The sequence below is a fragment of the uncultured Streptomyces sp. genome (genome assembly GCF_947488945.1).
In the GTDB taxonomy this organism is placed as follows: domain Bacteria; phylum Actinomycetota; class Actinomycetes; order Streptomycetales; family Streptomycetaceae; genus Streptomyces.
Map to the genome: position 1 here is coordinate 176,367 of NZ_CANLBS010000015.1, position 26,276 is coordinate 202,642.

A 26,276-nucleotide genomic window follows, 5' to 3' on the forward strand; every position below is an offset into this window, starting at 1 on the left:
ATCGCGGCGTCAGGCGCCCAGCAGGGTGCGCACCCGGTCGGCGCCGACGGCGAGCAGCAGGGTCGGCAGGCGCGGGCCCGTGTCCCGGCTGACCAGCAGGCGGTAGAGCAGGGCGAAGAACGACCGCTGGGCCGTCTTCAGCTCGGGCGTCGGCTTGGCGTCCGGCTCCAGGCCCGCCAGCACCTTCGGCACGCCGTAGACGAGGGTGGTCAGTGCGTCCAGGGACCAGTGCTGGTCCAGGCCCTCCAGGAGCAGCCGCAGCGACTCGCGGCCCTGGTCGTCGAGGGAGCCGAGGAGCTCGGCGTCGGGCTCGTCGCGCACGATCGTGCGGGCCTCGGCCGGCACCTGGGTGGTGATCCAGTTCTCGGCGCGGTCGAGCCGGGGGCGGACCTCGTCGAGCGAGGTCAGCGGGTTCTCCGGGTCGAGCTCGCCGAGGATGCGCAGCGTCTGGTCGTCGGCGCCGGCGGTGATGTCGGCGACGGAGGCCAGCGTGCGGTAGGGCAGCGGGCGGGCGGTGCGGGGCAGCTCGCGGGCGGCGGTGCGGACGGCGCGGGAGTGCGCGGCGGCGTCGGCGGGCAGCACGCTGCCGTCGGCGACCTTGCGCTCCAGCGCGTCCCACTCGTCGTAGAGCCGGTTGATCTCCTGGTCGAAAGCGATCTTGAAGGACTGGTTGGGCCGTCGGCGGGCGTAGAGCCAGCGCAGCAGCGGCGCCTCCATGATCTGGAGCGCGTCGGCCGGGGTCGGCACGCCGCCCTTCGAGGAGGACATCTTGGCCATGCCGGAGATGCCGACGAACGCGTACATCGGGCCGATCGGCTGCACGCCGTCGAACACCTCGCGCACGATCTGGCCGCCGACGACGAACGACGAGCCGGGGGACGAGTGGTCGACGCCGCTGGGCTCGAAGATCACGCCCTCGTACGCCCACCGCATCGGCCAGTCGACCTTCCAGACCAGCTTGCCGCGGTTGAACTCGTTGAGCCGGACGGTCTCCGCGAAGCCGCAGGCCGAGCAGGTGTAGTTCAGCTCGGTGGTCCGGTCGTCGTAGGAGGTGACGACGGTGAGGTCCTTGCCGCAGTTGCCGCAGTAGGGCTTGTACGGGAAGTACCCGGCGGAGTTGCCGCTGCCGTCGTCCTCGTCCGCCGCGCCGGAGCCCTCGGCGGCCTCCAGTTCGGCCTCGTCGACCTTCTTCTGCTGCTGCTTGCCCTTGCCCTTGGCCGCCACCGCCGTGTCCCCGGCGGCCTTCTTGGTGCGGTAGCGGTCGAGGACGGCGTCGATGTCGGCGCGGTGCTTCATCGCGTGCAGGATCTGCTCGCGGTAGGCGCCGGCGGTGTACTGCGCGGTCTGGCTGATGCCGTCGTACTCGACGCCCAGCTCGTCCAGGGCCCGCGTCATGGCGGCCTTGAAGTGCTCGGCCCAGTTCGGGTGGGCGGAGCCGGCCGGGGCGGGGACCGAGGTCAGCGGCTTGCCGATGTGCTCGGCCCAGGACGCGTCGACGCCGGGGACGCCGTTGGGGACCTTGCGGAACCGGTCGTAGTCGTCCCAGGAGATGAGGTGGCGGACCTCGTACCCCCGGCGGCGGATCTCGTCCGCGACCAGGTGCGGGGTCATGACCTCGCGGAGGTTGCCCAGGTGGATCGGGCCGGACGGCGACAGGCCGGAGGCGACGACGACCGGTTTGCCAGGCGCACGACGCTCCGACTCGGCGATCACGTCGTCCGCGAAGCGGGAGACCCAGTCGGTCTCGGTGCTGGTCTGACTCTCGGCCACGGTCGGCACGCCCTTCTCTCGTACAGGCAATTCGCTGGGGGCTCCTCCATTCTCCCAGGTCCGTCCGGCAGCGCGAAAACGACTTTGATTCCGGCCCCGCCCGCCGTGGGATACTGGCCCGATCACCCCTTACTCCTACGGAAACGGCAGCCGGCACATGGCCTCGGTCACCTCCCTCGCTTCCACGCTCCAGCAGCAGCTGGCGGACGCCCTGACGGCAGCTCTGCCGGACACCGGCGCCGCGGACCCGCTGCTGCGCCGAAGCGACCGGGCCGACTTCCAGGCCAACGGCATCCTGGCGCTCGCGAAGAAGCTCAAGGGCAACCCCCGTGAGCTGGCGGCGCAGGTCACGGCGGCCCTCCCGGCGGACGGGCCGATCAAGGACATCGAGGTGTCCGGGCCCGGCTTCCTGAACATCACGCTGACGGACCGCGCGATCGTCGAGACGCTCGCCGCGCGGGCCGCCGACGCGGACGGCCGGCTCGGTGTGCCGTACGCCGAGCACCCGGGCACCACGGTGATCGACTACGCCCAGCCGAACGTCGCCAAGGAGATGCACGTCGGTCACCTGCGGTCCGCCGTGATCGGCGCGGCCATGGTGGAGATCCTGGAGTTCACCGGCGAGACCGTGGTCCGGCGCCACCACATCGGCGACTGGGGCACCCAGTTCGGCATGCTCATCCAGTACCTCATCGAGCACCCGGACGAACTGAGCCACGAGCCCGCGGAGGCGGAGGGCGCCGAGGACGAGGGCCAGGCCGCCATGTCCGCGCTGAACCGGCTGTACAAGGCGTCCCGGACGCTCTTCGACTCCGACGAGGAGTTCAAGGCGCGCTCCCGGGACCGGGTCGTCGCCCTCCAGGCGGGCGAGCCGGAGACGCTGGCGATGTGGCAGCGGTTCGTGGACGAGTCCAAGATCTACTTCTACTCGGTCTTCGACAAGCTGGACATGGAGATCGCGGACGCCGACATCGTCGGTGAGTCCGGGTACAACGACATGCTGGAGGAGACCTGCCGGATCCTGGAGGAGACGGGCGTCGCCGTCCGCTCCGAGGGTGCGCTGTGCGTCTTCTTCGACGACGTGAAGGGCCCGGACGGCAACAAGGTCCCGCTCATCGTGAAGAAGACCAACGGCGGTTACGGCTACGCGGCCACCGACCTCTCCGCGATCCGCGACCGGGTGCAGAACCTCAAGGCGGACAGCCTGCTGTACGTGGTGGACGCCCGGCAGTCGCTGCACTTCAAGATGGTCTTCGAGACGGCCCGCCGGGCGGGCTGGCTCAACGACGACGTGAAGGCGCACCAGCTCGCGTTCGGCACGGTGCTCGGCAAGGACGGCAAGCCGTTCAAGACCCGTGAGGGCGAGACGGTCCGGCTGGTCGACCTGCTGGACGAGGCGGTGGAGCGGGCGACGGCCGTGGTCCGGGAGAAGGCCGAGAAGGTGGGCCTGTCCGAGGACGAGATCGTCGAGAACGGCCGGTACGTCGGCATCGGCGCGGTGAAGTACGCCGACCTGTCGACGTCCGCGGTGCGCGACTACAAGTTCGACCTGGACCAGATGGTGTCGCTGCACGGCGACACCTCGGTGTACCTCCAGTACGCCTACGCCCGGATCCAGTCGATCCTGCGCAAGGCGGGCGACGCGAAGCCGGTCGCCCACCCGGAGCTGGAGCTGGCGAAGGCGGAGCGCGCGCTGGGCCTGCACCTGGACCAGTTCGGCGAGACGCTGGCCGAGGTGGCCGCGGGATACGAGCCGCACAAGCTGGCGGCGTACCTCTACCAGCTCGCCTCGCACCTCACCACGTTCTACGACCAGTGCCAGGTGCTCAGCGACGACAACGCCCCGGAGGTCGTGGAGAACCGGCTGTTCCTGGTGGAGCTGACGGCCCGGACCCTGCACCGGGGCATGAAGCTCCTCGGCATCCGGACGCCCGAGCGCCTCTGACCCGGCGGCGGGACACGGAAGTCCCGCACACGCGTGACGGCGGCCTGCCCCCCGGATTTTCGGGGGTCAGGCCGCCGTCACGTGTGCTGCCGGTCCTACTGCGGGCGGCCCAGGGACCAGCCGGTGACGTCGGCGAGCCGACCGCGCCACAGGGCCAGCGAGACGGGGCTGACCGTGCCGAAGGAGAGGGTGACGTCGCGGAGGTGGATCCAGCGCGGCAGCCCCTGGTCCGTGGCCGCACCGATCTCGCCGAGCCCCTGGTCCACCGTCTCGGGGAACTCCGCCAGCAGGTTGGCGCCCTCCCCCTCGACCTGACGCAGGCTGCGCGCCCAGTCCGCCTTCCACTCCTCGTGGCCGATGACGTCCCCGTGCAGGATGCCGCCGGCGAGGGTCAGGGTGATCGGCAGGCTGGAGCGGGCCTCCCGGTCCAGGAGCTGGATGAGGAACTGGAGCTGGAGGTCGGGCAGGGGCTCGGTGATCACCGCTGCCGTCACTCCCTGCGAGATGTCGGCTGACGCACTCATGGGCCATTCCCTTCGGGTGACGAACAACGGCTGCCCGTCCGTCTGCCCCGGACGGGGCGCGGCACACGCGGCGCGGCGCGGTCAGAGGAAGCGGCGGATGGGGACCACGGCGGCCTCGCGCAGCCGCTGCACGGCCGGGCGGCCCTTCCAGCGGTGTCCGTCGATCAGCACGCTGACCTCGCGGTCCTCGTCGAAGTGCCCGTCGAGGGTGGCGGTGAACTCCGGGTCGAGCACGGCGAGCATGACCTCCTCGTCGTGGTCGAGGGAGCGCCGGTTGAAGTTGGTGGACCCGATGAGGGTGGCGATCCCGTCGATGGTGATGACCTTGGAGTGCAGCATCGTCGGCTGGTAGTGGTAGATCTTCACGCCGCAGTCGGTGAGGTCCTCGTAGAACCGCTGTCCGGCGAGCTGGCAGACCCGCTTGTCGGTGTGCGGGCCGGGGAGCAGGATCTCCACCTCGACGCCGCGCCGGGAGGCGGCGCAGAGCAGTTCGGTGAAGAAGGCGTCGGGGGCGAAGTAGGCGGTGGTGAGGCGGATGCGCTTCTCGGCCGATTCGAGGACCACCCGGATCAGGGTCTGCATGTCCTGCCAGCCGAAGCTGGACGAGCCGCGCACCACCTGCACGATGGAGTCGCCCTGCGGGTCGCTCGCGACGAACCGGTCCCGCTCGTCGAAGAGTTCGTCGTGGCACTCGGCCCAGTTCTGGGCGAACGCGGCGGCCAGTCCGTCGACGGCGGGGCCGCGCACCTGCACATGGGTGTCGCGCCACTCGTTCTCGTTGCGGGCGTCGCCGCACCACTCCTCGGCGATGCCGACGCCGCCGGTGAAGGCGGTGCCCTCGTCGACGACCAGGACCTTGCGGTGGCAGCGGTGGTTCTGCTTGAGCGGCGAGAGGTAGAGCGGCTTGCGGAACCAGGCCACGTGGACGCCCGCGTCGTCCATCATCGCGAGCTGGTCCTTCTCGATCAGCCGGCTGCCGAACCCGTCGAGCAGCAGCCGCACCCGCACGCCGGCGCGGGCCCGCTCGGCCAGGGCCTCCGCGAACTCCTCGGCTATGTCGCCGCGCCAGTAGACGAACGTCATCATGTCGACGGTGTGCTTGGCGCCGCGGATGGCGGCGAGCATCGCGCCGAAGATCTCGTCCCCGTTGCGCAGCGGCACGAGGGCGTTCCCCTCGGTCGCGGCGATGCCGATCAGTCGCTCCAGCCGCCGTCTGAGGCGGTGGGCCTTCTGGTCGGACGAGGGCGTGTCCAGGTCGCCGCCGGCGGTCGGGGCGGTGGTGGTGGCCATGGTTCACCTGCTGACTGGCAAGAGTGGGCGTACGGGGGCTACCGGCACAGGCACTCCCGTGCCCGCACCGGCGGGGCACACCGTACGCCCGTACTTCCGGAAGAAGATCCGGACGGGTGTTCGGTGAGCCCTCGCCACAGCTACCCCGCCGCGACGGATGCACTCCCCGGCCGCAGCCGGTGAAAGGGGCGCAGGGACGACGCCCCTGGAGCGCGGGAGCGCGCGCCGGTGGCCGCCCGGCGCGCGTCCCCACGCCCTACCGGTGGGACGCGCCCAGCCGGACGCGGGTGATCAGGTCCTCGCCGGCCGGGCCGGAAGCCGACTTGTCGAGGACGTACGCGGTGCCGTCGTTCGTCACCTGCACGTGGTTGGGCAGCGCGGCCGTGGTGACGGTCTCCACGACGACGCGGGTGCGCGGATCCACCACCGACACGCTGCCGGCCAGCCGGTTGACGACCAGCACCCGGCCCGAACGCGGGTGGGAGGCGACGGACTTCGCGCCGGCCCCGGTAGGGACGGTGGCCACCACGGCACCCTCGCGCAGACCGACGACGGACAGGGTGCCCGTGCCCTGGTCGGCGGTGTAGGCGGTGCGGCCGTCGACGGAGAGGGCGACGGAAAGCGGGCCGTCGCCGGTGGGGATGAGACGCGGGACGGCGGCGCCGGGGGCGGCCTCGATGATCCGGTCGTGGGTGAAGTCGGCGGCGTAGGCGGCCCCTGTCCGCTCGTTCACCGCGAGCCCCGTCGGGCCCGCGCCGGGCACGGTGACCCGGCCGGTCTCCTCGAACGTACGGCTGTCGAAGGCCACCAGGCTGCCATCGCCGAAGGCCGTCGCCCACACGGTGTCGCGGGCCTCGTCCACGACCACCTCACGAGGGTGCGGCACGTCGGGCAGGGTGGCCAGGTGCCTGCCGTCGCGCTGGCTGTAGACGGAGACCGAGTGGGACCGGGTGTCGGTGACCCACACGGTGTTGTGCTCGTCGTCCACGTCGATGCCGTACGCGGCCTGGATCTGACCGGTGGCGTCCAGCGGCGGGGCGTAGGACGAGACGACCTCCAGGGTGTCGGGGTCGACCTTCACCAGCCGCGCCCCGGTGACCGGGGCCGGCGGCTGCCCCACGGCGGCGGTCGCCCACAGCACGTCGTTCCGCTCGGAGTACGCGGACTGGTACAGCCCCCGCGCGAGCGGCGCGGAGACGGACGAGGTGGCACGGGCGGCCGTCGCGGGGGTGGTGGGGGTGGTCGCCGTGCGGACGGTCGCCGCGTGGGGGGCGGTCACCGTGGACGTGGTCGCGGCGGTTACGTCGGCGGCGGTCGCGGGGGCGGTCAGGACGAGAGCGCCGACGGCCACGAGGGACACGGCGCCGGCCGAGGCGCGCAGGACAGGCCGATCGAGCAAGGACATGGGTACGGGTTTCTCCCTACGGGCTGCGGCTCTGGCGAGGGCGGGCGAAAGCGGGGGCGGGGACGGGGGCCGCGCGGCCCGCCCCTGGATCCGCCGCCGTCACGGCTGTGCCCGAGGCGTCCGACGGGCCGACTGCCGTGCCCCGCACATGATGGGGCGCATGTAAGGGCACCTCACACACGTACCGTGACGCTCCGCCTCGGGTAAAATTTAGGTAAGCCTAAGCTAAATTCTCCTCAAGGGGCAATCGCCGCGCGGCCGGTGGGCCTCCCGCCCACCGTCACACGGACGGGCGGCCGGTCGAACTCGCACCAGACGGTCTTGCCGGGCACCCGCCCCGACACCCCCCACCGGTCCGCGAACGCCTCCACGAGCAGCAGCCCTCGCCCACCCTCACCCTCCGGCACCCGCACGGCGGGCAGCCCCCCGCCGCTGTCGTGCACCTCGACCCTCAGCCCGCGCATCCCGGCCGACGGCTCCACCCTGACCAGATACCCGCGCCCCGGCGGCACCCCGTGCAGCAGGGCATTGGTGGCCAATTCGCTCACACACAGCAACACATCGTCCAGTCGCGCCGCGAAGCCCCACTCCAGCACGGCCGTTCGTACGAACTCCCGCGCACCGGCCACCGACCTGCGCCGTCGATGGCAGAACAGCTCGCGCGTCAGGGGGAGTTCCACAGTCTCGTTCATGGCACCAGAGTCACGTTGGGTAGCTACCCTGATGCAGTGCGTCGACCCGTACACGGGTGTTGTACGGGTCGCGGAGGCGTGAAGTACGGATGCGGATGGGGAGAGGGAGCCACATGCACCCCAGGAATCGGCAGCGCCGGAACGCGTCGGCCATGAAGCTCGTGGGCAGACTCGTCGCCCTCTTCCGCGTCGCGGCCGGCCTGACACAGTCCCAGCTCGCCGCGAACGTCGGCGTACAGGAGGAGACGGTCGCCTCCATCGAACAGGGCCGCCGCGCCCTCCTCCCCGACCTCGCCCGCAGCATGGACACCCTGCTGTCCACGAAGGGCGCGCTGGAGACGGCGGTCGCGAACATGCCGGAAGTGGACCTGATCCCGGCGTGGGCGGAGCAGTACATGGACCTGGAGAAGGAGGCGTTGGCGCTGTCCTTCTTTGCCAATCAAGTGCTCCCGGGGCTGCTCCAGACGGAGTCGTACGCTCGCGCCGTGTTCCGCAGCCGAGTACCGGCGTTCAGTGAAGAGGAGATCGAGACGCACGTCGAGAACCGTTTGCACCGCCAAGAGGTGCTGCGGCGCAAACTACCGCCGACAACCAGCTTCATCCTTGCCGAGGCCATTCTGCTGGCCCGCCTCGGCGGAGATGACGTGCACCAGGAGATGATCCGCAACCTGCGCAGGTGCGCACGCCTGCCCAACGTAACCATCCAGGTCATGCCATCCATTCGACATACTCATGCCTCTCTCGACGGACCGTTCATCCTGCTGGAGACACCAGATTTCCAGCACCTCGCCTACACCGAGACCCAGCGCGGCAGCCAGCTCATCAACGACCCGAATGAGGTCAGCATCCTGGCGCAGAAATATGCGATGCTGCGGACGCAGGCCCTGAACACGGAAGAGTCGAGGGACCTGCTGGACCGGCTGCTAGGAGAGCAATGAGCATGGCACGCGAGTGGTTCAAGTCCAGTTACAGCGGCAGCGAAGGCGGCGAGTGCCTCGAAGTCGCCTACGACTGGCACAAGTCCAGCTACAGCGGTGACGAAGGCGGGCAGTGCGTCGAGGTCGCCGCCCACCCCACCGCCGTCCACATCCGCGACTCCAAGCACACCGACGGCCCCGTCCTCACCGTCGCACCCACCACCTGGACCGCCTTCGCGGGCCACGCCGCTCGCGGAACGCTCGCCGGCTGACCGCCCATGCCTCCGACGCCCCCGTGCACCGGGCCACGGCTCGGCCGTTCCGCGGAGGGCCGGATTCGGCGACCCGAGTCCAGCTCGGCTAGGACAACGGTCGACCGCCGAGGCCCGTCCGGTTCACGCCGCGGGGCGAGAAGGTCATCGGGCCGATCCAGCCCTGGCGGACGAGGGCGACCTGGGAGGGCAGGGGCGAGACCGGGTCGAGCGCCCTGCCGCGGATCCAGTTGGCGAACAGCCCCTCCGTCGTGGCGACGGCGGACACCACCATGGTCACCTTCAGGTCCCCGTCGCTCCAGGTGTTCCACAGCGCCCAGCCCTCGGGCCTCGGGTCGACGCCGAGGCGTGCGCACATCTCCTCGTACGTTCCGTCCACCCCGGCCGGCACGGTCCCGGGCTTCCACACCGAGGCGCCGACGAGACGGAGGAAAGGCCGGTCCTCCTCCAGGCACCCGTCGCCTTCGAAATGGTGGTGCCGCAGAGCCCGGGCAAGGAGGTTCACGCTGCGTCGGAGCGGTGTCGCGTCCGCCGGGTCCGCCCGCAGCGCGAGCCATCCCTCACGGGACGCCTCCACCCTGACGCGGTCGGCGAGGCGCTCGATCTCCCGGAGATAGTCCAGGTCGCTGAGTTCGGGGGACGTCACGGCCGAGAGCCTCGCATCACCCCGCCGGCACCGGCAAGGTGATAAGCGCACGGAGCACGCCGACGCACCGCACCACCGGGAGACCGGCTCTGCTCCGACCGGCCCAATCCTCAGGGAGCCGGTCGGGCGGTCCCCGTCCCCCACGGCGGGCAAAGATGAAATGTACGTCATATCACCCTCGGCGCAGGCTTTGATCTTCGAGTCGTGTCAGTCCCGACCCGGACCTCGATCCGTGTCCGCACCGAGGAGCATCCTTGCGATTCACCGTCCCCCCGCGCCGCACCACCGCACGGACGGCGACCGCCGTCGCCGTGCTGGCCGCCGTCGCCCTCGCCGCCCCCGCCGCCGGAGCCTCGGAGGGGGTCGGGCCGAAGCCGGTCCAGTTCTCCGACCCGCAGCTCGAAGCCGCGCTCGTCACCCTGAACTCCAGCGAGCTGATCCCCGGCACCGCCTGGGGCCTGGACCCCGCCCTCGGCCGGGTCGTCGTCACCGCCGACCCGACCGTCACCGGGACCAGGGCGACCGCGCTCGCCAAGATCCTCGAACCGCTCGGGACGACGGTGCGACTCCAGCGCACCGACAAGAAGTTCGAGTCGCTCCTCTCCGGCGGCGAGGCGATCTACGGATCCGCCGACTCACCGGTCCAGGCGCGCTGTTCCCTCGGCTTCAACGTCCGGCGGGCCGGGAAGCCGGACGCCCTGCTGACCGCCGGCCACTGCGGCAACCCGGTCAAGAGCTGGTCCCTCTCCCAGGCCGGGCCGCAGGTCGCCCTGGTGCCGGACGGCGGATCGAGCTTCCCGGGCAACGACTACGCCCTCGCCGAGTACACCGACACGTCCGTCGCCCACCCGAGCGAGGTCTTCCGCCAGGGGCTCGCCCCGCTGCCCGTCACCGGCGCCCGCGACGCGGTCGTCGGCGAGGCCGTCAGCCGCATCGGCTCCACCACCGGCCTGCACGGCGCCGACGCCGGCGAGCCCGGCCAGATCACCGGCCTCGACTACACGGTGAACTACGAGGAGGGCCGGGTCACCGGCCTGACCCGCACCAACGTCTGCGCCGAACCCGGCGACAGCGGCGGCGCGTTCTACTTCACCAACGGAGACGGCACCGCCACCGCCGCGGGGCTCACCTCCGGCGGCAACGGCGACTGCACCACCGGCGGCACCGTCTTCTTCCAGCCGGTCGTCGAAGCCCTCGACGCCTTCGGCGCCACCGTCGGGTAAGCCCCGCCCCCCTCCCGCGCCCGGCCCGCCGCCGACCGCCCCGGTCGGCGGCGGACGGTTGCTCGGCGTCGGACGACCGTTCGGCGACCGACGGCGGCGGACGCGCACGCCCCTCACGTATTGGTCCAGACCTATTGACGGGTTGGTCTAGTCCTCTTAACGTTCCCTTCATCTTCTCAGCAGCCGGCCCGTCAAACTGCGCACGTCGCGGGCCAACCAGCTTCGCCGCTACGCATGTTGATCCACGTTGTGTCCTGACATCCTCCCCTCCCCAGGAGGCACCATGCCGTCCCCCGCACGCACGAGAGCACTCCTTCTGGCATCCGGCGCCGCCATCGCCGGACTGCTGGTCGGCGGGCTCTCGGCCGGCGTCTCGCACGCCGCCGACAACGAGTCGTGCCGTCCCGACGGGCTGTACAAGACGGCCGGCGTCGACGTCCCGTACTGCTCGGTCTACGACTCCGAGGGCCGCGAGAAAATGGGCGCGGACCACCAGCGCCGCGTCATCGGCTACTTCACCGGATGGCGCACCGGCAAGGACGGCACCCCCGCCTACCTCGCCAACAACATCCCCTGGTCCAAGGTCACCCACCTGAACTACGCCTTCGCCCACGTCGGCGGGGACAACAAGATCTCCGTGGGCGCGAACAACGCGAACAACGCGGCCACCGGGATGACCTGGCCGGGTGTCGCGGGTGCCGAGATGGATCCGGCCCTCCCCTACAAGGGCCACTTCAACCAGTTGACGAAGTTCAAGAAGCAGTACCCGAACGTGAAGACCCTCATATCGGTGGGCGGTTGGGCGGAGACCGGCGGGTACTTCGGCGACGACGGCAAGAGGGTCGACTCCGGCGGCTTCTACTCGATGGCCACCAACGCCGACGGCTCGGTCAACCAGGCCGGCATCGACACCTTCGCGAACTCCTCGGTCGAGTTCATCCGCACGTACGGGTTCAACGGCGTCGACATCGACTACGAGTACCCGACCACCATGAAGGACGCGGGCAACCCGCTGGACTGGCAGATCTCCAACGCCCGCCGGGCCGGGCTGGTCAAGGGCTACGCGGCGCTGATGAAGTCGCTGCGCGAGAAGCTCGACCGCGCGGGCGCCGCCGACGGCAAGCACTACCTGCTCACCGTCGCCGCCCCCTCCTCCGGCTACCTGCTGCGGGGCATGGAGACGTTCCAGATGCAGAAGTACCTGGACTACGTCAACATCATGTCCTACGACCTGCACGGCGCCTGGAACGAGTACGTCGGCCCCAACGCCTCGCTCTTCGACGACGGCAAGGACGCCGAGCTGGCGTCCGCGAACGTCTACGGCAGCTCCCAGTACGGAGGCGTCGGGTACCTCAACACCGACTGGGCCTACCACTACTTCCGCGGTTCGATGCCGGCCGGCCGCATCAACATCGGCCTGCCGTACTACACCCGCGGCCACAAGAACGTGCAGGGCGGCACCGACGGCCTGTGGGGCAAGGCGTCCGCGACGACCTGCCCGGCGGGCGCCGGACTGACCAAGTGCGGTGACGGTGCCGTGGGCATCGACAACCTGTGGCACGACAAGGACACCAACGGGGTCGAGTCACCCGCCGGTAGCAACCCGATGTGGCACGCCAAGAACCTGGAGAAGGGGATCGTCGGCGACTACGTCACCGCGTACGGCTTCCCCGCGAACACCACGCTGACCGGCACCTACGTCCGCAAGTACGACTCCAAGCTGGTCGCGCCCTGGCTGTGGAACGCCCAGAAGAAGGTCTTCCTCTCCACCGAGGACGAGCAGTCCGTGGCGGCCAAGGCCGACTACGTGGTGGACCGCGGCATCGGCGGCACGATGGTCTGGGAGATGGCGGGCGACTACTCCTGGAACGCCGCCAAGGGCCAGTACGAGAGCGGCGACACGCTCACCTCGCTGATGTACGACAAGTTCAAGGCGGCCTCGCCGTACGGTGCGAGCAAGTCCAACACGGCGCTGCCGAAGAAGGCCGTGGACGTGACCACGGAGTTCACCGAGTTCAAGCTCGGCGACTCCAACTACCCGATCACACCGAAGATCAAGATCACCAACAACACTCGGACCTCACTGCCGGGCGGCACCGAGTTCCAGTTCGACTACGCGACCTCGGCTCCGAACAACGCCTCGGACCAGTCCGGATTCGGCACGAAGGTGATCAGCAGCGACCACACCGGCAGCAACGTCGGTGGTCTGAAGGGCGACTTCCACCGGGTATCCCTGAAGCTCCCGGCCTGGCAGGCGCTGGCCCCGGGCGCCTCGGTCGACCTGGCGTTCAACTACTACCTGCCGGTGTCCACGCCCTCCAACTGGACGGTGAACATCTCCGGCACGACCTACGCCCTCGCCGGCGACCTGGCGCGCGGCACCACGGTGGTGGAGCCGGGCACCACCACCCCGCCCACCACCCCGCCGACGACTCCCCCCACCACCCCGCCGACCACGCCGCCCACCACGCCGCCGACGACGCCTCCGGGCGGTGCCTGCACCAACCCGGCGTACGTCGCGGGGCAGGTCTACAACAGCGGCACCGTGGTCTCGCACAAGGGCCGCAACTGGAAGGCCGGCTGGTGGACGCAGAACGAGGAGCCCGGCACCACCGGTGATTGGGGCGTCTGGAAGGACCAGGGCGCGTGCTGACCCCCGGCCTGCCCGCTTGACCCGACGCCCGGGAGGACCCGGTGGCCCCGACGCCACCGGGTCCTCCCGCGTCCGCCCGCGCCTCCGCGCGCCCCGGCCGTGCGCCTCGGGCGTGCCTCCGCGCGCCCCGCGCCGCGACCGGGCCCCGGTGTCGGCGGGCCGCCCGGCGGGGAGCCTCTCCGGGCCGGACACCGTGTCGCGCCGGACGCCGCGCCGGGCACGCGTCGCCACCAGCACCAGCACCAGCACCAGCACCAGCACCGGCACCGATCCCAGGGAGGCCGCCGCGCATGACCGTCATCGTCGGGCTCGTCCACAAACAGCGCGTCCATCTCGGCGGGGACTCCGCCGGGGTCGCCGGGCTCAGCATCACCGTCCGGCGCGACACCAAGGTGTTCCGCAAGGGCCCGTACGTCATGGGGTTCACCACCTCCTTCCGGATGGGACAGCTGCTGCACCACGCGTTCGAGGCGCCGCACCCCTCGGGCAACCTCGACCGCTTCATGGTCACGACCTTCGTCGACGCCCTGCGCACCTGCTTCAAGGACGGGGGCTGGGCCCGCAAGGAGTCCGAGCAGGAGGAGGGCGGGACCTTCCTCGTCGGCGTGGCGGGGCGGCTGTTCCAGATCGAGAGCGACTTCCAGGTGGGCGAGTCCGTCGACGGTTACGCGGCGGTCGGCTGCGGCTACGACCTCGCGCGCGGCGCCCTGCACGCCACCGCGGGTCTCCGCCTCGCCCCGCGCGAACGCCTCACCGCCGCGCTCGCCGCCGCCACCCACCACAGCGCCGGAGTCTCGGCCCCGTACACCTACGCGGCCACGCCCCGCCCCGACTGACGACCATCGGGCCCCCGGAGTGACGTGTCCGCCCGCGCCGACGGCGCGTTGCTCCGCGACTCGATCCGCACCGCCGAAGGGTGGCGTGCGGCGGGCGTGTTACCTCATCCGGCGAACGGCCCGTCCCGCTCGCCCCCGTCACCGGCACCCGCGTCCTCTTCGGTGCCGTCCTCGCCCGGTTCCCCGGCGGTTGGCAGGTGGGTGGGCGTCAGACGGCCGCCGCTCGTGCGGAGGGCACGCCGGAGAGGGCTGCGGGCGGGGGGAACGGCCGGGTCCAGGTCGGCGATGAGCAACCGGCCGTCGGAAAGGCGGAAGGCTCGCGTCAGTTCGTCGTCGGGCGGCATGGTCCGTACTTCCGCCCCGACCCGCCCCGCGGATGCGACACGGCCGGTATGCCCGCCGCGCAGGTCCGCCCCGCCCAGGCATGGACCGGCGCGGACCGGGCACCGCTCACACCATGGACCGGACGGGAAAAGCCATCGCGGAGTACCACGCCCTGCCCGAGGAGAGCGGCCGTCGGCGCGATCTCGTCGCGTCGCTGGGCCGGTCGCTCGACCAACGCCCCGACGACGAAGGGGTGCTGGACTTCCTGATCGCGGTCGCCGCCGACCACGAGGACCTCGACCTCGCCCGCGTGGAGGCCACCAAGGCGCTGCGGCTGTGGCCGCCGGCCGACCCGGACCTACGGCGACGGGCCGGTTCGGCGCTGCGCGCCGCCCTCTCCCACCCCGACGAGGACCTGGTCCGGCAGTACGCCGCGATGGCCCTCGCCCCGTACGCCGACGACCCCGGGGTGCACGAGGCGCTGGCCGACGCCGTGCTCGGCGACGAGGACCGGCTGGTGCGGGACAACGCGCTCGCCGCCCTCAGCGAGGCCGGCCCGGACGAACGGCGCGCCGGAGTGCTCCACCGGCTCGCCGAGGACACCACCCTGCGCCACGAGGCCCTGCGCATACTCACCGCCTGGGGCCGCGCCCCGGCCGCCTGAGACCTCACATGCCGGTCCGTCCGTCGATCAGTTCGCGCAGGACGTCCAGGTGGCCGTTGTGGCGGGAGGTCTCCTCGATGAGGTGGAGCAGGATCCAGCGCAGGTCGACGTGCCGGCCGTCGCGGATCGGCTGCACGGCCCTGGTGTCCAGGTCGTGCGCGGCCACCAGGCGCCCGAGACGCTCGCTCTGCTCCTCGTACTCGGCCAGCAGCGTCGCCGGCGGGATGTTGACGGCGACCCGCATCTCGGGATCGGGGTCGTCCTCGGTCTCGTCCACGAGGGGCCCCTCCAGTTCCTTCCCCAGGAAGACCACGTCGAGCCAGTAGTGGTCGACCCAGCGCAGGTGGCTGAGGAGGCCGCTGATCGTCATCAGCGGGGACCCCGGCAGCGGCGCGCGGCGGGCGTCCTCCTCGGACAGCCCCTCGCACTTCGCCCGCGCCGTCGCGCGGGCGTACTCCAGGAAGGTGGTCAGCTGGGTGCGTTCGTCCCAGGCATCGGGGGTGTCGCTGCGTTCGCTCATCCCGCGCACGATCCCCGAAGCGGAAACGTCTGTCGAATGATTTGCCCGGCCGGCGCACCCGTGGCGCCCGGCGCACCGCCTCCCGCCCGGGTCCGGTCCGCTCAGCCCCGGCCGAGCCGCTGGGCGACCTCGGTCGCCCAGTAGGTCAGGATCATCTTCGCGCCCGCCCGCCGGATGCCCAGCAGGCTCTCCATGATGGCGGCGTCCCGGTCGATCCAGCCCTTCTCGGCGGCGGCCTCGATCATCGCGTACTCGCCGCTGATCTGGTACGCCGCGACCGGCACGTCCACCGCGTCGGCGACCTTGGCGAGGACGTCGAGGTACGGTCCGGCCGGTTTGACCATGACCATGTCCGCGCCCTCCTCCAGGTCGAGGGCCAGCTCGCGCAGCGACTCGCGGAGGTTCGCCGGGTCCTGCTGGTAGGTCTTGCGGTCGCCCCGCAGCGAGGAGCCCACGGCCTCCCGGAACGGCCCGTAGAAGGCGGAGGAGTACTTGGCGGTGTAGGCGAGGATCGACACGTCCTCGTGGCCCGTCTGGTCCAGCGCGTCGCGGACCACGCCGACCTGACCGTCCATCATGCCGCTGGGACCGACCACGTGGGCGCCCGCGTCGGCCTGGACCTGCGCCATCTCGGCGTACCGCTCCAGCGTGGCGTCGTTGTCGACCCGGCCGTCGGCGGTCAGCACCCCGCAGTGGCCGTGGTCGGTGTACTCGTCCAGGCAGAGGTCCGACATGACCACCAGGTCGTCGCCGACCTCCTCGCGGACCGCGCGCAGGCCGAGCTGGAGGATGCCGTCCGGATCGGTGCCCGCGGTGCCGCGGGCGTCCTTGTTCTCGTCCGCCGGGACGCCGAAGAGCATGATCCCGGAGACGCCGGCCGCCACCGCGTCCGAGGCCGCCTTCCGCAGGGTGTCCAGGGTGTGCTGGCGCACGCCCGGCATCGCGGAGATCTCCACCGGGGCGTCGATGCCCTCGCGGACGAAGGCGGGCAGGATCAGATCGGCGGGGTCGAGCCGGGTCTCGGCGACCATGCGCCGCATCACCGGCGTCGTCCGCAGGCGGCGGGGGCGGGAGCCGGGGAAGTTTCCGTACGCAGTCATCCTTCGACGATAGACCCGCCTCCCCCGTCCTCTTACCGACACCCCTGCCGGAAAACCGGGCCGCGGCAGCCGGTGTGCGGCGGCCGGAACGCACCGGGGCCCGGCCGCCGAAGCGACCGGGCCCCGCGGGTGTGCCGACGGCTCAGGTGGTCGTCCGGCGACGGCGGGCGCCGGGGCGCCGCTCGCTCGGCCGGGTCACCGGGTCACCGGCCTCCTTGGCCGCGTCCCGGCGGCGCGCGCCGAACTCCGCCAGCGCCTCGGCCAGCTTGTGCACCGAGGGCTCCGGGGAGAGCACGTCGACCCGCAGGCCGTGCTCCTCGGCGGTCTTGGCCGTGGCCGGGCCGATGCAGGCGATGACCGTCACGTTGTGCGGCTTGCCCGCGATCCCGACCAGGTTGCGGACGGTCGAGGACGAGGTGAAGAGCACGGCGTCGAAACCGCCGCCCTTGATGGCCTCCCGCGTCTCGGCGGGCGGCGGCGACGCGCGGACCGTGCGGTACGCGGTGACGTCGTCGACCTCCCAGCCCAGCTCGATCAGCCCGGCGACCAGCGTCTCCGTCGCGATGTCGGCGCGCGGCAGGAAGACGCGGTCGATCGGGTCGAAGACCGGGTCGTAGGGCGGCCAGTCCTCCAGCAGACCGGCGGCCGACTGCTCGCCCGAGGGCACCAGGTCCGGCTTCACGCCGAACTCGATCAGCGAGGCGGCCGTCTGCTCGCCGACCGCCGCGACCTTGATCCCGGCGAACGCGCGGGCGTCGAGACCGTACTCCTCGAACTTCTCCCGGACCGCCTTCACCGCGTTGACCGAGGTGAACGCGATCCACTCGTAGCGCCCGGTGACCAGGCCCTTGACGGCCCGCTCCATCTGCTGCGGGGTGCGCGGCGGCTCGACGGCGATCGTCGGCACCTCGTGCGGCACCGCGCCGCAGGACCGCAGCTGCTCGGAGAGCGAGGCCGCCTGCTCCTTCGTGCGGGGCACCAGGACCTTCCAGCCGAACAGCGGCTTGGACTCGAACCACGCGAGCTGGTCGCGCTGGGCCGCCGAGCTGCGCTCGCCGACGACGGCTATCACCGGCTGGTGGCCGTCCGGCGACGGCAGGACCTTGCCCTGCTTGAAGACCTGGGCGATGGTGCCGAGCGTCGCCGTCCACGTGCGCTGCCGGGTGGTGGTGCCGGCCACCGTGACGGTCAGCGGGGTGTCGGGCTTGCGGCCCGCCGAGACCAGCTCGCCGGCCGCGGCGGCCACCGCGTCGAGCGTGGTGGACACGACGGCGGTGGCGTCGCTCGCGCCGACCTCGCTCCAGCAGCGGTCGGACGCGGTGCGGGCGTCCACGAAGCGCACGTCGGTGCCCTGCGCGTCCCGCAGCGGAACGCCCGCGTAGGCGGGGACGCCGACTGCGTGGGCGACGCCGGGCACGACCTCGAAGGGCACCCCGGCGGCGGCGCAGGCCAGCATCTCGGCCCCCGCGCCCCCGTCGAGTCCGGGGTCGCCCGCGACGGCACGGACCACCCGCCTGCCGCCCTTCGCGGCCTCCATGACAAGATTGGCCGCGTCCCTGAGCACAGGCACACCGGCGGCCGTTGACGCACTGTCAACGGCGGCCAGTTCAGGGGTGCTCACGCCTGCGCGCGCATGTGGGCGGACGACGTCGAGCACCCCCGGCTCGGCGACAAGGACGTCCGCGCTCGCGAGCGCCTCGACGGCGCGCAGTGTCAGCAGTCCCGGGTCGCCGGGACCGGCGCCGAGGAAGGTGACGTGTCCTTGTGCGGACAGGACCGGAAAGTCGGATGCGGCGTGGCCGGTGGGGCTCAAAGTGCTCGCTCCCCCATAAGACCGGCCGCGCCCTTGGCGAGCATCTCGGCCGCGAGTTCGCGTCCGAGGGCCGCCGCGTCGTCGTGCGACGTGGGAACGGGACCGGTGGTGGACATCTGTACCAGCGAGGAACCGTCGGTGGAACCGACGACGCCGCGCAGGCGCAGTTCGTTGACAGCCTGCCCGTCGACCAGGAGGTCGGCCAGCGCACCCACGGGTGCGGAGCAGCCGGCCTCCAGGGCGGCGAGCAGGGCGCGTTCGGCGGTCACGGCGATCCGGGTGTACGGGTCGTCGAGCTCGGCGAGCGCTGCGGCGAGTTCGGTGCCGGTCGCGGCACACTCGATCGCCAGTGCTCCCTGGCCGGGGGCGGGCAGGACCGTGTCGGGCGACAGGAAGTCCGTCACCTCTCCGGTCCGGCCGAGGCGGCTCAGCCCGGCCGCGGCCAGGACCACGGCGTCGAGCTCACCGCCGCGTACGAAGCCGATGCGGGTGTCGACGTTGCCCCGGATCGGGACGGTCCGTATGTCCAGACCGTGCGAGCGGGCGTACGCGTTGAGCTGCGCCATGCGGCGCGGCGAGCCCGTGCCGACGCGGGCGCCGGCCGGAAGCTGCTCGAAGCTCAGCCCGTCCCGTGCCACCAGCACGTCCCGCGGGTCCTCGCGGACCGGGACGGCGGCGAGCACGAGGCCCTCCGGCTGCGCGGTCGGCAGGTCCTTGAGCGAGTGGACGGCGAAGTCCACCTCGCCGCGCAGCAGCGCCTCGCGCAGCGCCGCGACGAAGACGCCGGTGCCGCCGATCTGCGCCAGCTGATCGCGCGAGACGTCGCCGTACGTCGTGATCTCCACGAGCTCCACGGGCCGTCCGGTCACCTCGCGGACGGCCTCGGCGACCATGCCCGACTGGGCCATGGCGAGCTTGCTGCGCCGGGTGCCGAGCCGGAGCGGCGTGGTGGTTCCCCCACCCTGGGGTGAGCTGTCGGTCATGACCGCCCTCTATTCGGGTCGTTCAGGTCTGCCCGGGAGACGGCGGCGACCGTCTGCGGGTCGAGGTCGAAGAGTTCTCGCAGTGCGTCGGCGTACCCGGCGCCGCCGGGCTCGCTCGCGAGCTGCTTGACCCGCACGGTCGGCGCGTGCAGGAGCTTGTCGACGACGCGGCGCACCGTCTGGGTGATCTCGGAGCGCTGCTTGTCGTCGAGGCCGGGGAGGCGCCCGTCGAGGCGGGCGAGCTCGCCGGCGACCACGTCGGCGGCCATCATGCGCAGGGCGACGACGGTCGGCGTGATGTGGGCGGCCCGCTGGGCGGCGCCGAAGGCGGCCACCTCGTCGGAGACGATGGAGCGGACCCGGTCCACGTCGGCCGCCATCGGGGCGTCCGCGGACGCCTCCGCGAGCGTCTCGATGTCGACCAGGCGCACCCCGTCGATCCGCTGGGCGGCGCCGTCGATGTCGCGCGGCATGGCGAGGTCGAGGAGGGCGAGCCGGACCGGGCCGCTGTTCTGCGCGGGCACGGTGGCCCGGCGCACGGCGGTGGTCCGCCCGGCCGTGCCGGGCCCGTCGGCGTACGCGACGGTGCCGTTCTCCAGCCAGGCGGCGTGCTGGTCCATCGCCTCGCGGCCGGCGGGCGCGGGCACCGCCGGCGCCGTGGCCGAGGCGTCGAAGCCGACGCCCAGGGCCCCGGCGACGGCCTCGGCCGTCAGCACGAGACCGGTCGAGCCGGTGCAGGAGACGACGATGTCGGCACGTGTCAGTTCGGCCGGTACGGCCGTCATCTCGACGGCCCTGGCGAGCACCCCGGACCCGCCGGGCTGCCCGAGGATCTCCACCAGCCGGTCGGCGCGGGCGCGGGTGCGGTTGGCGACGGCGATCTCGGCGACCCCGGCCCGCGCGAGCGTGGCGGCGGCCAGCGACGACATGGAGCCGGCGCCGATCACCAGGGCGCGCTTGCCGCGCGCCCAGGCGGACACCTCCTGCCCGGCGGCCAGCTGTTCCAGGCCGAAGGTGACGAGGGACTGCCCGGCGCGGTCGATCCCGGTCTCGCTGTGGGCGCGCTTGCCGACCCGCAGGGCCTGCTGGAACAGGTCGTTCAGCAGCCGGCCCGCGGTGTGGAGTTCCTGGCCGAGGGCGAGCGCGTCCTTGATCTGGCCGAGGATCTGGCCCTCGCCCACGACCATCGAGTCCAGCCCGCAGGCCACCGAGAGCAGGTGGTGGACGGCGCGGTCCTCGTAGTGCACGTACAGATAAGGGGTGAGCTCGTCCAGGCCGACACGGCTGTGCTGCGCGAGCAGGGTGGACAGCTCGGCGACGCCCGCGTGGAACTTGTCCACGTCGGCGTAGAGCTCGATGCGGTTGCAGGTGGCCAGCACGGCGGCCTCGGTCGCGGGTTCCGCGGCGAGGGTGTCCTGCAACAGCTTGGCCTGCGCCTCCGCGGCGAGCGACGCCCGTTCCAGTACGGAGACGGGGGCGCTGCGGTGGCTCAGTCCGACGACGAGGAGACTCATGCCGGCATCACGGCGGGCATGTCCCCGTCGGGTCCCTTCCGGCTCGCGGGGGTGGCGCGCATGGGCGGCGCGGCGGCGTCGTCGCCCTCGGGCTGACCGTCCTCGCCCGCCTTGCGCTGCTCGTGGAAGGCGAGGATCTGGAGCTCGATCGAGAGGTCGACCTTGCGCACGTCGACGCCCTCGGGCACCTGGAGCACGGTCGGCGCGAAGTTCAGGATGGACGTCACCCCGGCGGCCACCAGCCGGTCGCAGACCTGCTGGGCCGCTCCGGGCGGGGTGGTGATGACGCCGATGGAGACGCCGTTGTCGCTGATGATGCGGTCCAGCTCGTCCGTGTGCTGGACGGGGATGCCCGCGACGGGCGTGCCGGCCATGGCCGGGTCCGCGTCGATCAGCGCGGCGACCCGGAAGCCGCGCGAGGCGAACCCGCCGTAGTTGGCGAGGGCCGCGCCGAGGTTGCCGATGCCGACGATGGCGACCGGCCAGTCCTGGGTGAGGCCGAGTTCGCGGGAGATCTGGTAGACGAGGTACTCGACGTCGTAGCCGACACCGCGCGTCCCGTAGGAGCCCAGGTAGCTGAAGTCCTTCCGCAGCTTCGCGGAGTTGACCCCGGCCGCCGTCGCGAGTTCCTCGGAGGAGACCGTGGGAACGGAACGCTCGGACAGCGCGGTCAGCGCGCGGAGGTACAGAGGGAGTCGGGCGACCGTGGCCTCGGGAATTCCTCGGCTTCGGGTCGCCGGTCGGTGAGTTCGGCCAGTTGCCACGGTGCTCCTGCGGGATGAGCGGGGCTGCAGGCGGCCGTATGTCCCAAGACCGCCCCGTCCACAGCAGGCTATGTCTTTGTGAACACGTGCACAAAGATTGTGTCCGGTTTGTCCGGTCAAAGTGACCGGGGTCACGCGGATTTCCCGCCTGTTCCAGGAACCACGGACCGCATCAACCCGTTGCGGGCTCGAAGGGGACAAAGCGGTACACACTCCTCACGACTCCGCCCCCGAACACCACTCAAAACGCCCGTAATGTTAACCGGGTTTCGTCGCCTCAAGCACCCAGCGCCTTGCGCAGCCTCGCCGGGTCCACCCGCCAGAACGTGTGCTGCTCACCGTCCACCAGCACCACCGGGACCTGCTCCCAGTACTCCTTGTACAACGCCTCGTCCTGCGTGATGTCCCGTTCGACCAGGGATGCCCCGGTCTCCGCGCACACCTCGCTCACCACCGCCCGCGCGTCGTCGCACAGATGGCAGCCGGGCTTCCCCACCAGCGTGACCACCCGGTCCGCGGGCCTCTTCCTCGTACGACGCAACAGGGCACTCATGTCCACCATTCTGCGCCCCCGCCCCGCTTTTCCGACCCCGTGCCGCACACCGGAACGACGGGGCACGGCGTGGGGGAAACGCGCGGGGAAACGGCCCGCCCGGCGCGTCACGACGACGCCGCGGAGAGTTCACGCCCTCGCCCACGGGGCGCGCGGCCGGGGACGCCCGGACTGGTTATGCTCGCCGCATGGCCTCTCTTGGATGGCTCACGCCCCGTAGGCGCTCCGCCACGGCACGCAGCGTGCTCGCAGGTGAAGCCGCGGCCGAGGCCGCCCGCAAGGCGGCGCTGGCCCCGGACGACGCCTCCCTGCTCACCCGGCCCCCCGGCGACGCCGACCAGGCTCCCGAGGTGCCGGCGTTCCCGGTGGCCGGGGACGAACGCGCGGCCGCGTTCTTCGACCTCGACAACACCGTGATGCAGGGCGCCGCGATCTTCCACTTCGGCCGCGGACTGTACAAGCGGAAGTTCTTCCAGCGCCGCGAGCTCACCCGCTTCGCCTGGCAGCAGGCGTGGTTCCGGCTGGCCGGCGTCGAGGACCCCGAGCACATGCAGGACGCCCGCGACAGCGCCCTGTCCATCGTCAAGGGCCACCGGGTCTCCGAGCTGATGTCCATCGGCGAGGAGATCTACGACGAGTACATGGCCGACCGCATCTGGCCCGGCACCCGCGCCCTCGCCCAGGCCCACCTGGACGCCGGGCAGAAGGTATGGCTGGTCACCGCCGCCCCGGTGGAGACCGCGACGATCATCGCCCGCCGGCTCGGCCTGACCGGCGCCCTCGGCACCGTCGCCGAGTCCGTCGACGGCGTCTACACCGGCCGCCTCGTCGGCGAGCCCCTGCACGGCCCCGCCAAGGCCGAGGCCGTCCGCGCCCTGGCCGCGGCCGAGGGACTCGACCTCGAACGCTGCGCCGCGTACAGCGACTCGCACAACGACATCCCGATGCTGTCGCTGGTCGGCCACCCGTACGCGATCAATCCCGACACCAAGCTCCGCAAGCACGCCCGGTCCCTGGACTGGCGGCTGCGCGACTACCGCACCGGCCGCAAGGCCGCGAAGGTCGGCATCCCGGCCGCCGCGGGTGTGGGCGCCCTGGCCGGCGGCACCGTCGCCGCGGTCGCGCTGCACCGCCGCCGCCGCTGACCCCGCCGCTCCACCCCTCCCCCTTCCTTCGCGCGGGCGCGCCCGCGTGCTCCGCCGCGCCCGACACGCGCCGTCCGTACGGCAGTTCCGTGCCGGGGATCCCCGCACCCGTCACACCCCGTGCACCCCTGGGGCATCGAGTCCCGTGATCGCCCCCCGAGCACAACACGTCGTCACCAAAGACAGATCACGACGGAATTCGATCAATAACTGATCACCATCTGCGACTGAAACCGTCACCGAAAGATGACGAAAACGACCTAACCGATGATTTGAGCAACTCGGTGTAGCGCCGCCTGTACGAAGCGTTATTCTCCTCAGACGCATAACGAAGCCCGTCACCCTTACGTCACGTGACGGTTTTCCCACTGCTCGTGATGGAAGCTCTGCCTCTGGGAGTCCCGTGTACCCACACGTCGGGGTTGACGCCTCGGGCCTGGCTACGCTGCGTGCGTCGGTCGTCGACCGCTTGCGCGGCCTCGTCCCCACCGCGTACGCCGTCCCCGCGCTCGCCGCCCCTGCACCTGTCGGCCCCTGCTACGCCCTGGCCGAACGGAGCGCGGCGGTCGGAAGACGCGGCAACCGCGGCACCGCGGCCACGTCGACCGTTCGCCGGCCCACCGCCGACAGCGACAGCGCGCGCATGATGGATCTCGTCGAACGCGCGCAGGCCGGTGAGGCGGACGCCTTCGGCCGCCTGTACGACCAGTACAGCGACACCGTGTACCGGTACATCTACTACCGCGTGGGCGGCAAGGCGACGGCGGAGGATCTCACCAGCGAGACCTTCCTGCGCGCGCTGCGGCGCATCTCCACCTTCACCTGGCAGGGCCGCGACTTCGGCGCCTGGCTGGTCACGATCGCCCGCAACCTGGTCGCCGACCACTTCAAGTCCAGTCGTTTCCGGCTGGAAGTGACCACCGGCGAGATGCTCGACGCCAACGAGGTCGAACGCTCCCCCGAGGACTCCGTCCTGGAGTCCCTCTCCAACGCCGCGCTGCTCCAGGCCGTGCGCCGGCTCAACCCGCAGCAGCAGGAGTGCGTCACGCTCCGGTTCCTGCAAGGGCTCTCGGTCGCCGAGACGGCCCGGGTGATGGGCAAGAACGAGGGCGCCATCAAGACGCTCCAGTACCGCGCGGTCCGCACCCTCGCCCGGCTCCTGCCCGACGACGCCCGCTGACCGCGCACCGACCACCCCCTCGAAACCACGAGCACCCCGAGCACCACCAGAACCGCCCGCACCCCGCGCACACCCGTTCGCGGGCCGTACATCCGTACGTCCGTCATGACCCGGCGTGTCGCGGACCTGACGCGCTGGTCCGATCATCCGTCGTCCGTAACCCAAGTGCCGCGCCGCTCGTTGTGCCGGATGCAGGCCCCCTGTCGCACACCCTGTTCGCCCCACTCACTCCATCGAGTGGAAGCGCTCAAGGTGGGCAACCTTCCGAACCCTCAGGGGAGTCGACCGTCATGACGAGAGGAGGTGCCGCCAGTGATCGCAAACGTTTCGGCACACCGGCGGGCGAACGCCTTCGCCCAGGCCCTGGACGAGCAGTCGTCCCAGGGTGCGGCGGCCGCACAGCCCGAGGAGCCGGCCGAGCAGGCCGACCACGGACCGTTGCTGGCCCTGGCGAACGGCCTCGGTGAAGTACCGAAGCCCGAGTTCGATCCCGAAGTCAAAGTGGTGCAACGGGCCCAGCTCGTCGCCGCCATGGAGACCATGTTCGCCCAGGGCGGTGCGTCCACGGGCCCTACGGTGCCCGACCAGCGGACCGGGGGAGCGCACCGGGCGTCCCCCCTGAAGAAGCTCCGCCCCCGCTCGCGCTGGGCGAAGGGACTCACGGCCGGCGGACTGACCGTCGGGGTCGCCGCCGGTGCCTTCGGCGGGGTGGCCGCCGCGAGCTCCGACGCCCTGCCGGGTGACTCGCTCTACGGCCTGAAGCGCGGCATGGAGGACATCCAGCGCTCCATGGCCGACTCCGACGCCGCCCGCGGCGAGGCCTACCTCGACCAGGCGTCCACCCGGCTCAGCGAGGCGAGACGCCTGATGGAGCGGGGGCGTTCCGGTCCCCTGGACCACGAATCCCTCGGCGAGGTCAGGCGCACCCTCAACGGCATGTCCCACGACGCCGCCGAGGGCCACCGGCTGCTGCACTCCGCCTACGAGCGGGACGGCAAGATCGGCCCGATCCAGCTGCTCGACTCCTTCTCCCGCTCCCACCGGGACACCTGGGCCGGACTGCGCGACCGGCTGCCCGTCCAACTCGCCGACGTGGGCGAACAGGTGAGCTCCGTCCTCGACGCCATGGAGGACGAGATCGCCCCGCTGCAGTCCCTGCTGCCCCGCGGGCCGCAGGAGAGCCGCACCGCCGAGCGCTCCGCGGCCCCGCGGCAGGACGGCGGCGCACCCGGCGCCGACGACGCCGTACCCGCCCCGCCCGGGGACCCCGCTTCCGACCCCGCCGCGGACCGGAAGAGCGACACCCCCGAGCCCTCCGGCGCCACCGGCACGGACGAGTCCCCCGAGAAGGACGGACTCCTCACCGGCGGCGCGGGCGGCGGCCTGCTCGACGAACTCCCCACCGGCCAGGACGACGACGCCACCACCCCGTCGCCCGGCGACCGGTCCACTCCGGACCCCGCCCCGGACATCACCCTGCCCCCGCTGCTCCCCGGCCTGCTCCCCGGCCTGGGCATCCAGGGCGAGGACATCGCCCCGTAGG

The 26,276-nt window shown here is 71.8% G+C and carries 24 protein-coding genes; 10 read left to right on the forward strand and 14 right to left on the reverse strand.

What is annotated here, in order from left to right:
• Positions 1–9: 9 nt before the first annotated feature.
• Positions 10–1,779: a lysine--tRNA ligase gene (gene lysS, locus Q0994_RS23040; protein WP_299537988.1), complete on the reverse strand. Its 1,770-nt coding sequence runs from the start codon at positions 1,777–1,779 to the stop codon at positions 10–12.
• Positions 1,780–1,927: 148 nt separating this feature from the next.
• On the opposite strand from lysS, the gene argS reads away from it, so the two are divergent.
• Positions 1,928–3,715 (forward strand): arginine--tRNA ligase, encoded by a 1,788-nt coding sequence (gene argS / locus Q0994_RS23045; protein WP_299537931.1) that lies wholly within the window; start codon positions 1,928–1,930, stop codon positions 3,713–3,715.
• A 95-nt stretch (positions 3,716–3,810) separates the two neighbouring features.
• Here the strand turns inward: argS and Q0994_RS23050 are convergent, their stop codons facing one another.
• From Q0994_RS23050 to Q0994_RS23065, 4 genes are all read right to left on the reverse strand, one after another.
• Complete coding sequence (locus tag Q0994_RS23050; protein ID WP_299537933.1) at positions 3,811–4,239, reverse strand: hypothetical protein; 429 nt, start codon at positions 4,237–4,239, stop codon at positions 3,811–3,813.
• 81 nt (positions 4,240–4,320) lie between these two features.
• Positions 4,321–5,529, reverse strand: coding sequence for a phosphatidylserine/phosphatidylglycerophosphate/cardiolipin synthase family protein (locus tag Q0994_RS23055; RefSeq protein WP_299537934.1), 1,209 nt, complete (start codon positions 5,527–5,529; stop codon positions 4,321–4,323).
• Positions 5,530–5,785: 256 nt separating this feature from the next.
• Complete coding sequence (locus Q0994_RS23060) at positions 5,786–6,934, reverse strand: YncE family protein (protein ID WP_299537935.1); 1,149 nt, start codon at positions 6,932–6,934, stop codon at positions 5,786–5,788.
• A 236-nt stretch (positions 6,935–7,170) separates the two neighbouring features.
• A complete protein-coding gene (locus Q0994_RS23065) occupies positions 7,171–7,626 on the reverse strand; it encodes an ATP-binding protein (protein WP_299537937.1) in 456 nt (151 codons plus the stop codon).
• A 152-nt stretch (positions 7,627–7,778) separates the two neighbouring features.
• Here Q0994_RS23065 and Q0994_RS23070 point away from each other — a divergent pair, with 152 nt between their 5' ends.
• Together Q0994_RS23070 and Q0994_RS23075 are read left to right on the forward strand one after the other, a co-directional pair.
• Positions 7,779–8,564, forward strand: a complete 786-nt coding sequence (locus Q0994_RS23070) for a helix-turn-helix transcriptional regulator (protein ID WP_299537938.1) — start codon at positions 7,779–7,781, stop codon at positions 8,562–8,564.
• The gene (locus tag Q0994_RS23075; protein ID WP_299537939.1) at positions 8,561–8,815 is read left to right on the forward strand and encodes a DUF397 domain-containing protein; all 255 of its coding nucleotides are present in this window, start codon (positions 8,561–8,563) and stop codon (positions 8,813–8,815) included. Before Q0994_RS23070 ends, Q0994_RS23075 begins: the two co-directional genes overlap by 4 nt.
• 88 nt (positions 8,816–8,903) lie before the next feature.
• Here the strand turns inward: Q0994_RS23075 and Q0994_RS23080 are convergent, their stop codons facing one another.
• Positions 8,904–9,461 (reverse strand): hypothetical protein, encoded by a 558-nt coding sequence (locus Q0994_RS23080; protein ID WP_299537940.1) that lies wholly within the window; start codon positions 9,459–9,461, stop codon positions 8,904–8,906.
• Between the two features lie 254 nt (positions 9,462–9,715).
• On the opposite strand from Q0994_RS23080, the gene Q0994_RS23085 reads away from it, so the two are divergent.
• From Q0994_RS23085 to Q0994_RS23095, 3 genes are all read left to right on the forward strand, one after another.
• The gene (locus Q0994_RS23085; RefSeq protein ID WP_299537942.1) at positions 9,716–10,684 is read left to right on the forward strand and encodes a S1 family peptidase; all 969 of its coding nucleotides are present in this window, start codon (positions 9,716–9,718) and stop codon (positions 10,682–10,684) included.
• Positions 10,685–10,967: 283 nt separating this feature from the next.
• Positions 10,968–13,337 (forward strand): chitinase C-terminal domain-containing protein, encoded by a 2,370-nt coding sequence (locus Q0994_RS23090; protein WP_299537944.1) that lies wholly within the window; start codon positions 10,968–10,970, stop codon positions 13,335–13,337.
• Positions 13,338–13,627: 290 nt separating this feature from the next.
• Positions 13,628–14,173, forward strand: a complete 546-nt coding sequence (locus Q0994_RS23095; RefSeq protein WP_299537946.1) for a hypothetical protein — start codon at positions 13,628–13,630, stop codon at positions 14,171–14,173.
• Positions 14,174–14,277: 104 nt separating this feature from the next.
• On the opposite strand, the gene Q0994_RS23100 is transcribed toward Q0994_RS23095, so the two are convergent.
• Positions 14,278–14,517: a hypothetical protein gene (locus tag Q0994_RS23100; protein ID WP_299537947.1), complete on the reverse strand. Its 240-nt coding sequence runs from the start codon at positions 14,515–14,517 to the stop codon at positions 14,278–14,280.
• Positions 14,518–14,630: 113 nt separating this feature from the next.
• Here Q0994_RS23100 and Q0994_RS23105 point away from each other — a divergent pair, with 113 nt between their 5' ends.
• Positions 14,631–15,161: a HEAT repeat domain-containing protein gene (locus Q0994_RS23105; RefSeq protein WP_299537949.1), complete on the forward strand. Its 531-nt coding sequence runs from the start codon at positions 14,631–14,633 to the stop codon at positions 15,159–15,161.
• 4 nt (positions 15,162–15,165) lie between these two features.
• Here Q0994_RS23105 and Q0994_RS23110 read toward each other — a convergent pair whose 3' ends face one another.
• The 7 genes from Q0994_RS23110 to Q0994_RS23140 all read right to left on the reverse strand — a co-directional run bounded on the left by Q0994_RS23110 (position 15,166) and on the right by Q0994_RS23140 (position 22,408).
• Entirely contained in the window at positions 15,166–15,681 is a 516-nt protein-coding gene (locus Q0994_RS23110; protein ID WP_299537950.1) for a DinB family protein, read from the reverse strand.
• A gap of 101 nt (positions 15,682–15,782) precedes the next feature.
• Positions 15,783–16,781 carry a porphobilinogen synthase gene (hemB, locus tag Q0994_RS23115; RefSeq protein WP_299537952.1) on the reverse strand — a complete coding sequence of 333 codons (999 nt, stop codon included), beginning with the start codon at positions 16,779–16,781 and terminating at the stop codon, positions 15,783–15,785.
• A gap of 142 nt (positions 16,782–16,923) precedes the next feature.
• The gene (locus Q0994_RS23120) at positions 16,924–18,594 is read right to left on the reverse strand and encodes a bifunctional uroporphyrinogen-III C-methyltransferase/uroporphyrinogen-III synthase (protein ID WP_299537954.1); all 1,671 of its coding nucleotides are present in this window, start codon (positions 18,592–18,594) and stop codon (positions 16,924–16,926) included.
• Complete coding sequence (gene hemC / locus Q0994_RS23125; protein WP_299537956.1) at positions 18,591–19,577, reverse strand: hydroxymethylbilane synthase; 987 nt, start codon at positions 19,575–19,577, stop codon at positions 18,591–18,593. The genes Q0994_RS23120 and hemC overlap by 4 nt, the downstream gene beginning before the upstream one ends.
• Positions 19,574–21,091 carry a glutamyl-tRNA reductase gene (locus tag Q0994_RS23130; protein WP_299537957.1) on the reverse strand — a complete coding sequence of 506 codons (1,518 nt, stop codon included), beginning with the start codon at positions 21,089–21,091 and terminating at the stop codon, positions 19,574–19,576. Before Q0994_RS23130 ends, hemC begins: the two co-directional genes overlap by 4 nt.
• Positions 21,088–21,855: a redox-sensing transcriptional repressor Rex gene (locus tag Q0994_RS23135; RefSeq protein ID WP_299537958.1), complete on the reverse strand. Its 768-nt coding sequence runs from the start codon at positions 21,853–21,855 to the stop codon at positions 21,088–21,090. The genes Q0994_RS23130 and Q0994_RS23135 overlap by 4 nt, the downstream gene beginning before the upstream one ends.
• Positions 21,856–22,132: 277 nt before the next feature.
• Entirely contained in the window at positions 22,133–22,408 is a 276-nt protein-coding gene (locus tag Q0994_RS23140; RefSeq protein ID WP_299537959.1) for a glutaredoxin family protein, read from the reverse strand.
• Between the two features lie 188 nt (positions 22,409–22,596).
• On the opposite strand from Q0994_RS23140, the gene Q0994_RS23145 reads away from it, so the two are divergent.
• The 3 genes from Q0994_RS23145 to Q0994_RS23155 all read left to right on the forward strand — a co-directional run bounded on the left by Q0994_RS23145 (position 22,597) and on the right by Q0994_RS23155 (position 26,275).
• The gene (locus tag Q0994_RS23145; RefSeq protein ID WP_299537961.1) at positions 22,597–23,553 is read left to right on the forward strand and encodes an HAD family phosphatase; all 957 of its coding nucleotides are present in this window, start codon (positions 22,597–22,599) and stop codon (positions 23,551–23,553) included.
• A gap of 403 nt (positions 23,554–23,956) precedes the next feature.
• Positions 23,957–24,733, forward strand: a complete 777-nt coding sequence (locus tag Q0994_RS23150; RefSeq protein ID WP_299537962.1) for an ECF subfamily RNA polymerase sigma factor, BldN family — start codon at positions 23,957–23,959, stop codon at positions 24,731–24,733.
• A 312-nt stretch (positions 24,734–25,045) separates the two neighbouring features.
• Complete coding sequence (locus Q0994_RS23155; protein ID WP_299537963.1) at positions 25,046–26,275, forward strand: DUF5667 domain-containing protein; 1,230 nt, start codon at positions 25,046–25,048, stop codon at positions 26,273–26,275.
• Position 26,276: the final 1 nt, after the last annotated feature.